Origin of the sequence: Staphylococcus sp. GDY8P94P, from assembly GCF_017892255.1 — a bacterium.
Classification (GTDB): domain Bacteria; phylum Bacillota; class Bacilli; order Staphylococcales; family Staphylococcaceae; genus Staphylococcus; species Staphylococcus cohnii.
Window position 1 is genome coordinate 1 of record NZ_JAESKU010000023.1, and the last position, 12,328, is coordinate 12,328.

Below are 12,328 nucleotides of genomic sequence, written 5' to 3' on the forward strand. Positions count from 1 at the left end.
ATGAATTAGGTATTAAATCAAAACGCTATATACGATATAATATGTAAGAAGATTTTTATTTTTCAGACAGCCTTAAAAAAATCAAAACGGAAGGATTTTTATCTTGTTCAACTACTTATTTACAAACAGGCAGGGGCAGTTTCTCGTTGCAGGGATTATCTTTATAATCCTCGGATTTGCATTGATGCCGGTAGAGGGTATCTACAGTTCCATTGCGTTTTACATCGCAATTTTCTTTCTCGGTTTCTATGCATCCAAGAATGCGGTCATCGAGACGATTAGAGAACGTTCACCAAACGTTGACTTACTGATGATTCTTGCTGCTATTGGTGCGGTCATCATCAATTATGAGTCAGAGGGTGCACTGTTACTTCTAATCTTTGCGGGTGCTGAAGTGCTTGAGAACTACGCGACTAGTAAATCCACAAAAGCCATTTCTGAACTGATGTCCCACCTTCCTTCAACAGCAAGTAGAATCGGGGCTGATGGAGAAATTACGGAAATTCCTACAGAAGAACTGATCCAAGGCGATATCGTCCTTGTTGCTAAAGGGGAACAAATCCCAATCGATGGACAGGCAGACCGTCAAGTATCGGTTAACGAAGCAGCGCTGACAGGGGAATCTGTTCCGGTTGTAAAAGAAAAGGATGAAGAAGTTTTTGCCGGTACGGTAAACGATGGCAACTCGTTTAGATTAACTGTAACGAAAACGAGTGATGATACGATCTTCTCGAATATCGTGCGTATGGTTGAAGAAGCACAGCAAAGACCATCGAAACTATCGAAAACCATCGATCGAATTGAATCGAAATATGTAATCTCTGTTTTAATCGGGGTACCGGTGTTTATCGCTATCCTTTACTTCTTTAATAATTTAGGATTTGAAGAATCATTCTACCGTGGAATGGTCATGCTGACAGTAGCAAGCCCGTGTGCGCTCGTTGCATCGGCAACACCAGCGACACTGAGTGCGATTAGTAACGGTGCGAAAAACGGTATTCTGTTTAAAGGCGGTGCCGCGATGGAGGCACTGAGCACGATGGACATTCTATATAGTGATAAGACAGGAACACTCACATACGGTGACTTCGTCGTTGAAGAATACGCAGCTGATGAAGATACATTAAAAGAAGTGGTAACGATTGAACAACACTCGAGTCACCCGATCGCAGAAGCGATTGTGAAGAAGTTTAAAACTTTAGATTTAGATAGTGTCGATGACAGTGAACCGGTAGAAGAAATCGTCGGCAGCGGAATGAAGAAAGGCGATATCATCGTCGGTAAACCCGATGCATTTAAAGACTACACAGACCCATCGAACTACAGAGATCAAATCATTGCTGGAAATACGAATATCTTTGTCGGAGAGAGTGGACAAATTACTGGATACTTCTCGCTGGCAGACCAAGTCCGTGATGAAGCAGTACATGCCGTTGAAAACTTCCAGAACTCTGACATTGAAGTCGTACTCTTAACAGGAGATAATGAAACTGTTGCAGAAAAAGTTGCTGGAGAAGTGGGCATCACAGACTACACCGCATCATGTCTCCCTGAGGACAAAGTACGCTTTGTAAATGAAAGTCAGAAGAAGAGTAAGATTGTCGGGATGATTGGAGATGGAATCAACGACGCACCCGCACTGGCAAACGCTGATATCGGTATTGCAATGGGAAGCGGATCATCCGTTGCGATGGAATCATCAGACGTCGTAATCGTTAAAAACAACTTACAAAAACTATTCTATAGTTTCATGTTAAGTAATCGACTCAATCGCATTATTTTAGCAAATATTATCTTCTCTATTAGTGTGATTGTTATACTTGTATTATTAAATATATTCGGACTCCTAAATCTACCAACAGCAGTGCTCTTCCACGAAGGATCAACGATACTCGTTATCCTAAACGGATTAAGACTATTAAGAGCGAAATAATAGTATATTTATCTACTGTAAAGAGGAATACACCTTGTATAAATCAATATTGCTCGCTGCAGACGGTTCGGAAAACAGCCTGAGAGCAGCAGAAGAATCAGTTTTCCTAGGCTCAGACGAATCGAGTTTCGTTAATGGACAGGTCTTGCAGTAGACGACGGAGGGACTGCATACTAAGGAAATTAAATGAGACATAAAATAAAGGAAGCCATTTCTGGCTTCCTTTTAATCTTAATTAAACTTCGCATCACTTATGATAACTCTCTGATTATCACACCCAAATTTAACTAAAAACCGCATCATCTACCGATAAGCAGAACCCTATAATAAATAAAGCTAAAAGTTGAGTTGTACAATATTTATTACTTTAAATGAGATAGTATTTCAATATTGCTATTTGAATAAATTTATATAACCTATATAATGAGGATGAATAATTAGAAGAAAGGTGAATTTAATGAAAAAGTTAAGGTATAATAATTTAAATAATAAAACTAGATTAAATCATCAATTTAAATTTTCTAGTGTGGCCCTCATTATTAGCACTTCTTTAATGGGATATAGTGTGACTTCAACACCATCAGTAGAAGCAAAAGATAAGGCTGATTTAAATATTGAGACACATTTTAATAGTGAAAATACGCTAGAAAAACGCATTCAAGAAGGTAAAGAGAAAATTGATAAACTAAAAAACATTAAAGATAGTCAGAAAGATGCTTCTATTAATGAAATTATAAAAGCTAAAAGTACAGAAGAAGTTGAAGCAATATTGAAGAAAGCAAAAAAGGTTGATAATAAAATCATTGAACAGAATAAAGTGCAGAGTCATTTAATTGAAAATGACAAAAAGGAAGTATCTGAAGATAAGGAAAGTGTAAAAAGTGAGTTAGATGGTCAAAAAAATATAGCCTCTTCTGTCAAAGAAAAGTCTAACCATATTGAAGAACAAGATAGTAATGAATTGTTCGATCAAGAAGGTCTGCAAGATAATACGTTTGATGCTAATTTAAATCAAAGAGATACAAAGCAAGATACAGCTCATTTGTTTGATGATAGTGTTAATTTTTCCAATTTAGTTGATATGGGTAAACTAAATGAAGAAAGTAAAGATATAGCAGATATGAATGATAGTGAAGATAATAAAAATACGGCTTCAGAAAAAGACGAAGGCGCTGTTAAAGAAAACAACCAAGACGGTTTAGCATTTAAAGATACATCTAATACTAAGAGTAATCAAATGCAACAATCAGACGAAATTAAAAAAGACATCGATAAAGTTACGACAAACCATTCAAAAGTAAAAGATAATTTAGATTATTATGTCGAAAATAAAGAAAATAATTTAAAGATATTGGATTCAAAGCTTTCTGAACGAGACTCAATATCTGCTGAAAACAAAGAAAAATTGAAAAAGGAAATAGAAAAAACGCAACAAAGTCTAAAAAAACAAAATGACGTTGTATTAAATCATTTACAATCTGTAAATAATAAAGAACAAGCTGTAAAAGATATTGTTAGTGGTACTTTTGATGAAAAGAGTGCACAATCTATTTTAGAACGTATAGATACAAAAGGTAAAACAGATCAACAAATCGCGAGTCAAGTTGTTAGTGAGTTAGATAACTTATCTACTACTACGAGTGATGATATTTTAAAATCTATGTTTGATAAAACATCTGATAAGCAAGAACTTATTAAAACAATTCTATTAACTAAATTTGATCATATAGATACATCAAAAATCGTTGATGAAATAATGCATAAAAATCCTAGTAACGAACAAATTGTAGCTTTAATCAAACATCATTTTGGGGACAATGTTACAAGTGATGATATTTTAGAAAATATATTGGACCAATCTCATGATAAACGTAAAGCTTTAGAAACAATGCTAGCTACGAAATTAAATGATGCTAAAGCTAAAGCGCTTGCTGACGTTATTGCCAAAAAAGAAGATTCTAAGCATAACTTATTAAATCTAATGAAATCGGGAATTAATAATGAGTTGAATGATCTATTAAAGGCTGATAAAGACATAAGTAAATTTAAAGATGATATGCATGGTTTGTTTGAACCATTAAAATATACGCCAAGTTTATCTAATAAATTTGATGGGAGTTTGTTAGACAGAGCTGAACAGATGCGAAAATTAAGTGGAAATTCAAAATTACTTGGTACACCAAGTCTATTTGACGATTTATTCAATAGAAACAGTATATTAGATGGAATTAAGGATATATCTAATCCTTCGCCTGGTCGTGCTTTATCTCTAGGTGATTCCTCGGGTAGCTTTTTAAGTGGTTTATTTGACAATAATGGTGATTTTTCTTTACCTGATACAGGAACAGTAGTAAAAAAATCAACGATTCCATTAGGGATTCTACTTTTCATTATAGGTGGTGGATTAATATGGTTCACCAAACGAAATAAATAGAAAAATTGTAAATATTAACTCATACTGTATTTTAGTATGAGTTAATTCATATAGTATATTTAAAATGCTCCATTCAAAGTGAACACTAGTAAGTGGGACTTTGAATGGAGCATTTGTATTTTGAATGAATAAAAGCTAAATTAAACACTTTAATAAATAAAATAAAGGGAATATTTAAACATACTAGTTATTACCTGTAATGTAACTCAATTCAGTTGCAGCATCTGCATCAATTGTTCTGTAAGAAACGATACCAAGTCCTTTAATGTTTGATTCTGATATAACGATAGAACCATCATCGTTAACTTTTTCTACAAAAGCTACATGACCGTAAATCTGGTCTGCCCCTTGTTGACCTGCCTCAAATACAACGGCAGTGTGTGCTTTTGGTGTTGAAGAAACAACATAATCTTTTCTTTCTGCTCGATTATTCCAGTTTCGCGCGTCGCCTAAATCACCACTCACATATTTCTCGAACTGTGCCATGCGATTATAAACATACCATGTACATTGCCCATGAGGATAAGGAGAGTCATTTGTTGTTTCTGAAAATGGTTTGAAAGCTGAATCATAATCATCGTTGTTCGCTTTGTATTTATCTAAATCAGGCATATTTTTATTATCAAATAGTGTTAAGTCATAGTGGTTGATAATACTATTTAATTTGTCCGCGTATTGTGAATCAGTCGCGTATGTGGTAGCCAAATGCATTGTTGCTGAACGGTAACTATAAGCTTCACTTTTCCATGTTGGTTTATAAATGTCCTGATTACCATCGATGCCGTGTTTGATTAAATTGGCATAATCTTCCAATGATTCTTTTTTGTTTGGATAGCTACGGAAGTTTGCTGAAATTTGAAACGTATGGCTGCCATTATCTTCGAGTGTATTAAATGTAGCCGACTGACCTTCATAAGCTCCTTTTATTCCAAATAAATTGAAATGTGGTGAACTAGCAAGATTGCTAGTGCCTGAGTCAGATTCTAATATGGCTTGTGCAATCATAACAGATGCATAAATATCTTCATCTTGACCTATGTCGTGAGCATCTTGTGCAATTGATTTAATAAAACCTCGTGTATTTTTATTTTCAGTAATTGTTATATCGTTAGAATTTTTACTATCATCCGATAAATTTGGCAATTGTTGGAAAGTTGCAGTAGATCTAATGTTTGATTGTTTTATGTCGTTTTCAAATGATTGAGCTGGCTTTTCTTTTTTAGCTAATTGTGATTCAGAAGGTAATTGAGGATTAACATTTGTATTCGATGACTGTTTCTTGTAATTATTTTCCTTTCCTTTACTATTTCCATCTGATAAATCATTTTTTTGAGCCTCATATTGTTTCTTATTATTTTTAGAATCTTCACTATACTCGTCTAAAATTGCATCTAATACTTTATCGTCAGATTTTGTATCTGATTTATCAGCATTTTCGTTATCACTGTTGGCATTATCGTTTTCAGTAGCAGGTGTGTCATTATCATTGTTGTCTAGATCATCAGCATCATTATTTGCTTCTTCATAAGATCGATCTTGTTGGGAAGATCGTTTTGACTCACCATCATCTTCTTTTTGATTTTTATCAATTGGAAGTTTGTTTGATTCAGACTTATTATCTATATCATCATTCTTTGACTTCTCAGATGACTGTACATCATCAATGTCACCTTGTAGTGAACCCTTATCACTATTTTTTTCTAAATTGTTAGTATTTGATTCGTCACTATCATCCGAATTTGTCGTATTTGGATTTATTTGATCTATAGATGTATCATCATTTTTATTCTCATTCTTCTCGTTTTGTACATTGTTATTCTCTATAGTAGAAGTTTGTTTCATTTTATTATTAGAGAACAGTTGATTTAATAATTCAGATAGCCCATCATTGTCACTCTTAAAAAGTTCTGGCTTGAAAACATTCAAACTATCATAAGACGATGAATCATTAAATGAATTTTCAAATGAACTTGGTATTTTTTCGTTGGATGATTCATTATCAGAAGTTTTATGTCTTTTATTATTAATATCTTCTGTAGTCCTTTCATCTTTTGTACTATTTAACTTACTCTTGCGTTCACTATTTTCCTTTTCATCACTAGCTTTATTCTTTTCATCATTTCCATTTTTTGATAAATGCGATTGCTTAGCTTGCTCCTCATCTTTTTCCTTATACACGTCATTTGATTCAGAAGTTGTGGCACTTTTTTCTAAAGATTCGGCACTAACATCGTTGATAGAAAATGATGGAATAAGTAAAGAAGTTGAAAGCAAACAGACTAATAATTTTTGTTGCTTCATGAAAATACCTCTTTTCTAAAATATATTACTTTACTATGTACAAACTATGGTTTGTCTTGGTACACTGTAAACAGACTTAGATATAGTTGATGTGTATCAACTAAAAAATGGAAAAATTCGTTAATGCATTCATTATATCAACTTATATGAAATTAACAAATAGTAATTTTAAATTTATGTAAGAAAAATCAATAGATACAGTTTTAGAGGTGTATAAATGAAGAACGCAATAAAATTATTTATAATGGATTTGAAAAAGATTGCTAAGACGCCTGCTGTTTTAGTGATTTTAGGAGGTTTAGCACTTCTTCCTTCTTTTTATGCTTGGTTTAACTTAGAAGCGACATGGGATCCATATGGTAATACTAAAAATATTAAAGTGGCTGTTGTAAATGAGGATAAGGGAGATACAGTTAAAGATAAAAGTGTGAACGTGGGCAATAAAATTACCAATAAACTAAAGAAAGACGATAACTTTGATTGGCAATTTGTAAGTCGAAAAAAAGCCGATCATGATTTGAAGATGGGCGATTATTACGCGGCCATTTACATACCAGAGAAGTTTACGCACCAAATTACCGGCACACTTCGAAAAAACCCACAGCAAGCAGACGTAGAATACAAAGTGAATCAAAAACTTAATGCGATTGCGCCTAAAATGACAAATGCAGGGACGAGTGCCATTGTTCAAAAAGCAAATGAACAATTTAATGAGACAGTAACAAAAGCATTATTAGATGAAGCAAATCGACTTGGCGTGAAACTTGAGGAAGAAATTCCAACCATAAATAAAATTGAAGATGCAGTATCTAAAGCTAATGATTCTATACCTAAAATTAATGATTTTGCTGATAAAATAATATATTTAGATGAAAATCAGGATGAAATTGACAATTATGCTGATGAATTTAGAGCGTTAGGAAATCATAAAGGTGAAGTTATAGATGCTGCAGATAAATTAAACCAAGTTAATGCGGCCATTCCGACATTAAATGAGCGAGCTAAATTGATATTGGCATTAAATGACTACATGCCAAATATTGAAAATGCCTTGAATGTTGCATCTAATGATGTACCAGAAGCTTTTCCAAAAATTAATCGTGGTGTAGACCTTGCAAGCGCAGGGGTTGACGCAGGGTTACAAGGCCTGAATGAAGCGCAAGGATATTTACCTGCAGTGCAACAGCGTGTCGAAGGCTATCAAGAAGTCGTTGATAATGCACAAGAAGCAAATCAAAATGCTAATAATCGATTACAAGAAAATGTTGAAACTGAGCAGCAAAGTTCTAAAGGGTCAGATAGTTATTCAAATATTAAAACTTCGCAAATAAGTAATGGTAATAGCGACAATGCTGGGAATAATCAAAATGGAACAGCAATAAGTAGTGAAGATGTAAGCGCAATGGAATCTTCACTATCAAAATCATTATTATCTTTATCCAATTATACCGACAAACAAGCGGAGAGTAGTCAAGAAGATATTAATGCGCTAAAAAATGTCACTTACGGTATTATATCTACAGATAAGCCAAAAGATTTCAAAGAAACTTTAGATAATATTAAATCTAGACTTGAAGTAACAAGTAAGTCCAATCAAAAGTTTATAGATATATTATCAGAGCTTGAAGATAGAGAAAAGGTAGATCTTTCTGATGAGATTAAGGAATTAGAATCAGCAAATAATAGAATTAATAATTTAATTAAGACACAAAATCAACTTAGTGAAGCACTTTCGAATGGAAGTTCTGGTAAAGAAGAAGCAGTAGAATTACTTAAAGAAATTCCACGCGTGAATAGTAGCTTAGATGATTTAAGAAACTATATTAAGTCAGAACTAAACCAAAAATTATTAGATGTATCTAATGATGTGATGTCATTATTAGATGACGGCGATATAAAACTATCAACTGTTCAATCGAAATTAAACACAATTGATCAAGTTATAAATTCAGGAGAAAGTATTTTAACTACTGGTAAGGATAGAATTGAGACGATTCAAAGTGCACTACCAGTCATTGAGCAAAGATATATGGATGCAATGTCTATTGCTCAAAATTATTATCCACAATTTAAACAAAGTGTTTCTAACGCAGCATCATTTATTGAAAATGACTTGCCAGGTTTAGAACAACAGTTATCTGATACAACAGCAATTGTGAACAATACAATACCTACACTGTTTAATCGCTATGATAATTTGGTAGATATTTTAGATACAAATCAACCACGTGCAAAAGAAAGCTTGCACAATTTGGCAGATTTTGCACGTAATCAATTACCAGATGTTGAAAAAGATCTGGCTAAAGCGAACAAACTATTTGATGAGATTGAAGACGACGATGCAGTGGATAAAATGGTAGACCTATTGAAAAATGATTTGAAAAAACAAGCTAATGTAATCGCAAATCCAATTAATATAGATCAAAAAGATATATTTCCTGTGAAAGACTACGGTTCAGCAAGCACACCATTTTACACAGCATTAGCAATATGGGTAGGAGCTTTATTACTAGTAAGTTTATTAACGACAGATAATAAACATAAATCATTAGAGCCACATCTAACGACAAGAGAAATTTATCTAGGAAAGAGTGGGTTGTTCTACACGTTGGGTATTATCCAAGCACTCATCGTATCAATTGGAGATATAGTGATACTGAAAGCGCAAGTTGAATCTGTTGTATGGTTTATTGCTATATCAGTATTCTCATCACTTGTATTTATTTCAATTGTATATACTTTAGTGTCATTGTTAGGAAATCCAGGGAAAGCAATTGCAATCATCTTCCTTGTACTACAAATAGCAGGTGGTGGAGGAACCTTCCCTATCCAAGTTACACCAGAGTTCTTCCAAGTCATTCACCCTTATTTACCTTTCTCTTATTCAATAGATGCTTTAAGAGAAGCAGTTGGAGGACCTGTACCTGAAATTTTAACTAAAAAATTAGTGATACTTTCATTATTTGGTATAGGATTTTTATTAATTGGTGTTATCTTTAAACCAATTACTGATCCACTGATGAGAAAAGCAACTGAAAAAGCTGAAGAAAGTGATGTAATGGAATAAAGTTATTATGCTTATAATAAGTAATATTTAATTTTTAAAAAATCAATGATGGTTGAAAAACGATAGTTTAGTAAGGAAGGTTAATATGGAGCATAAAGAGGGAAACTTAGAAATAATAATTAACCAATTCTATGATGCTACAGCGAATATTAATAAAGCAATTACTAACATGGTTAAAGAATTGGAACCAGGTCGTTACTTATCTTATGAACAAATAGAAACAATGTATTTTATTCAGCATAATGAAAAAGTATCGATTAACGACTTAGCAAATAAGCAACGTACTTATAAGACAGCTGCATCAAAACGTGTTAAGAAGTTAGAATACAAAGGTTATGTGCAACGAGTTTATTCTAATGATAAACGTACTAAATTAGTAAGTTTGACGCATAATGGAGAACGCTTATTAAAAGAAATAAAAAACAACTTAACAAAAGAAATAAAATTACTTTTATTAAACTGTTTTGTTAGAGAAGATTTTGAAAAGACATTTTTAAAAAAGTACTACTAGAGTAAGTTAATTTCACTAAATTAAAGTATCCGCTGTAACTTAGATATTTAAAAAAATAAAAATTTAACGTTTATTAATCGTAATCATATTAGTAAGAACATTGAGTCATTTATTATAAGAAACCAACCGCTACATATTTGTATTATACATGTAGATTGCTATCAGTTAATTCATTCATCCTAAAATTACTGTTCATATTGCTAAAAGATTATTGTAGTTACTATCCCAATATATAAAAATCATAAAATTTGTTTAGCCGGTTTCATATTGAAACCGGCTATTTATTAACCAAAAACCGCATCATAAATGATGCGGTTTTTATAAGGTTCTTCTTATTAGTGAAATTGTTAAAAAAACAAAATGCAATGAACTGACAAATTAAAATCGCTTTAAGTCGTATTCTCAAAGACTCTATAAATCACTCGTATGTACACAGCCCCTTACTATCAGTTAAAGTGTCACTTTTCGGTTCTAATATTTATTATTCATAAGATATGCAATATATGATACAATTCATTCAAATGTATATTTGAATGAGGTGCTCTATGGTTCAGACTATTATAACTGCGGCAATACTTTATATTGCAACTGCGGTAGATTTATTAGTGATTTTATTAATATTTTTTGCTAGAGCAAAGACTAGAAAAGAATATAGGGATATTTATATAGGTCAATATTTAGGATCGATTATTCTCATATTAATCAGTTTATTTTTAGCTTTTGTGTTAAATTATATTCCAGAGAAATGGATATTAGGTTTATTAGGTTTGATCCCCATCTACTTAGGTATAAAAGTTGCTATTTATGATGATTGTGAAGGTGAAAAAAGAGCAAAAAAAGAATTAAACGAAAAAGGTTTGTCCAAATTAGTAGGGACTGTTTCTTTAGTGACAATTGCAAGTTGTGGTGCAGATAATATTGGTTTATTTGTCCCTTATTTTGTAGCATTGGATATTATTGAATTACTGACTACCTTAATTGTATTTTTAGTTTTAATTTTCTTTTTAGTATTCACAGCACAAAAACTAGCTAGAATTCCTGGTGTGGGTGAAATTGTTGAGAAATTCAGTCGTTGGATTATGGCTGTTATTTACATAGCATTGGGCTTATTTATTATTATTGAAAATGAAACCATACAAACGATATTAGGATTTATATTATAAATTAAGGTGTGACTTAATATGAGTAACAATAAAATTTGTGACGTCATTTGTGTTCATGAGGAAAAAGTGAATTATGCTTTAAGATTTTTAAAAGAAGAAAAAACTCAACGGCTTATCAATACATTATTAAAGATAAGTGATGAGAATAAGCTGAAAATTATATTAGCTCTAATTAAAGAGAAAGAATTATGTGTTTGTGACTTATCTATAACATTAGGTTTGAGTATAGCTTCAACATCACATCATTTGAGAGCCCTGTATAAAAGAGACGTGCTGAATTTTTACAAGGATGGGAAAATGGCATACTATTATATCAAAGATATAGAAATGAAATCATTATTAATAAAATGTATGACTTAAATATAAAGAAACGCTCACATTAAACGAGCGTTTCTTTGAATTCTTGTATTCTTTTTCCAATTTCATCTCTAACACGTTGAAATTCTGGCCATTCTTTTTCTGCTGGATCATCAAAGCCCCAGTGTTCTTTTTTAACATTAGGTGGTAATATAGGGCAATTATCGTCTGCATCACTACATAATGTTACGACCAAATCTGACTGTTCTAAGATATCACTATCAATCAAATCTGATGTATGGTTTGAGATATCAATATCCACTTCTTTCATAGCTTCTATTGCTTTAGGATTAACACCATGTGTTTCAATACCAGCAGAATAGACATTCCAATCTTCACCCAATATTTCTTTTCCCCAACCTTCAGCCATTTGGCTACGACAAGAGTTTCCTGTACATATAAAATAAATTGTTTTCTTATCCATAATTAAAGCCTCTTTTCTTAAAATATGATTAGTGTAAGGTATAAACCTAAGAGTGTTACAAATAGGACCGGAATAGTAATGATAATTCCAGTTTTAAAGTATGTTCCCCACGAAATTTTCACACCTTTTTGTGTTAAG

At 32.4% G+C, this 12,328-nt stretch carries 9 protein-coding genes; 6 read left to right on the forward strand and 3 right to left on the reverse strand.

Going from position 1 to position 12,328, the window contains the following annotated elements; all coding sequences use genetic code 11:
* Positions 1 to 310 precede the first annotated feature (310 nt).
* Positions 311 to 1,933 (forward strand): heavy metal translocating P-type ATPase, encoded by a 1,623-nt coding sequence (locus KA926_RS12790; protein WP_226956783.1) that lies wholly within the window; start codon positions 311 to 313, stop codon positions 1,931 to 1,933.
* A 457-nt stretch (positions 1,934 to 2,390) separates the two neighbouring features.
* Positions 2,391 to 4,367, forward strand: coding sequence for a GA module-containing protein (locus KA926_RS12795; protein ID WP_119535809.1), 1,977 nt, complete (start codon positions 2,391 to 2,393; stop codon positions 4,365 to 4,367).
* A 183-nt stretch (positions 4,368 to 4,550) separates the two neighbouring features.
* Here the strand turns inward: KA926_RS12795 and KA926_RS12800 are convergent, their stop codons facing one another.
* Positions 4,551 to 6,668, reverse strand: coding sequence for an amidase domain-containing protein (locus KA926_RS12800; protein WP_210144549.1), 2,118 nt, complete (start codon positions 6,666 to 6,668; stop codon positions 4,551 to 4,553).
* Positions 6,669 to 6,885: 217 nt separating this feature from the next.
* Here KA926_RS12800 and KA926_RS12805 point away from each other — a divergent pair, with 217 nt between their 5' ends.
* The 4 genes from KA926_RS12805 to KA926_RS12820 all read left to right on the forward strand — a co-directional run bounded on the left by KA926_RS12805 (position 6,886) and on the right by KA926_RS12820 (position 11,769).
* Positions 6,886 to 9,735, forward strand: coding sequence for a YhgE/Pip domain-containing protein (locus KA926_RS12805; protein WP_210144551.1), 2,850 nt, complete (start codon positions 6,886 to 6,888; stop codon positions 9,733 to 9,735).
* A gap of 85 nt (positions 9,736 to 9,820) precedes the next feature.
* Entirely contained in the window at positions 9,821 to 10,246 is a 426-nt protein-coding gene (locus KA926_RS12810; RefSeq protein WP_210144553.1) for a MarR family winged helix-turn-helix transcriptional regulator, read from the forward strand.
* A 545-nt stretch (positions 10,247 to 10,791) separates the two neighbouring features.
* Positions 10,792 to 11,409, forward strand: a complete 618-nt coding sequence (locus KA926_RS12815) for a CadD family cadmium resistance transporter (protein ID WP_210144556.1) — start codon at positions 10,792 to 10,794, stop codon at positions 11,407 to 11,409.
* Between the two features lie 18 nt (positions 11,410 to 11,427).
* Entirely contained in the window at positions 11,428 to 11,769 is a 342-nt protein-coding gene (locus tag KA926_RS12820) for an ArsR/SmtB family transcription factor (RefSeq protein WP_025907459.1), read from the forward strand.
* 19 nt (positions 11,770 to 11,788) lie between these two features.
* Here the strand turns inward: KA926_RS12820 and arsC are convergent, their stop codons facing one another.
* The gene (gene arsC, locus KA926_RS12825; protein ID WP_192947611.1) at positions 11,789 to 12,190 is read right to left on the reverse strand and encodes an arsenate reductase (thioredoxin); all 402 of its coding nucleotides are present in this window, start codon (positions 12,188 to 12,190) and stop codon (positions 11,789 to 11,791) included.
* Between the two features lie 17 nt (positions 12,191 to 12,207).
* Positions 12,208 to 12,328, reverse strand: a 121-nt coding sequence (locus KA926_RS12830) for an ArsB/NhaD family transporter (RefSeq protein ID WP_204168006.1), incomplete at its 5' end; no start/stop codon positions are given.

What these genes read in the sequence shown, in the direction of transcription:
- arsC (WP_192947611.1), bottom strand. Translation starts at nt 12,190, where the DNA reads ATGGATAAGAAAACAATTTATTTTATATGTACAGGAAACTCTTGTCGT.
- KA926_RS12820 (WP_025907459.1), top strand. Translation starts at nt 11,428, where the DNA reads ATGAGTAACAATAAAATTTGTGACGTCATTTGTGTTCATGAGGAAAAA.
- KA926_RS12810 (WP_210144553.1), top strand. Translation starts at nt 9,821, where the DNA reads ATGGAGCATAAAGAGGGAAACTTAGAAATAATAATTAACCAATTCTAT.
- KA926_RS12805 (WP_210144551.1), top strand. Translation starts at nt 6,886, where the DNA reads ATGAAGAACGCAATAAAATTATTTATAATGGATTTGAAAAAGATTGCT.
- KA926_RS12800 (WP_210144549.1), bottom strand. Translation starts at nt 6,668, where the DNA reads ATGAAGCAACAAAAATTATTAGTCTGTTTGCTTTCAACTTCTTTACTT.
- KA926_RS12790 (WP_226956783.1), top strand. Translation starts at nt 311, where the DNA reads ATGATTCTTGCTGCTATTGGTGCGGTCATCATCAATTATGAGTCAGAG.
- KA926_RS12815 (WP_210144556.1), top strand. Translation starts at nt 10,792, where the DNA reads ATGGTTCAGACTATTATAACTGCGGCAATACTTTATATTGCAACTGCG.
- KA926_RS12795 (WP_119535809.1), top strand. Translation starts at nt 2,391, where the DNA reads ATGAAAAAGTTAAGGTATAATAATTTAAATAATAAAACTAGATTAAAT.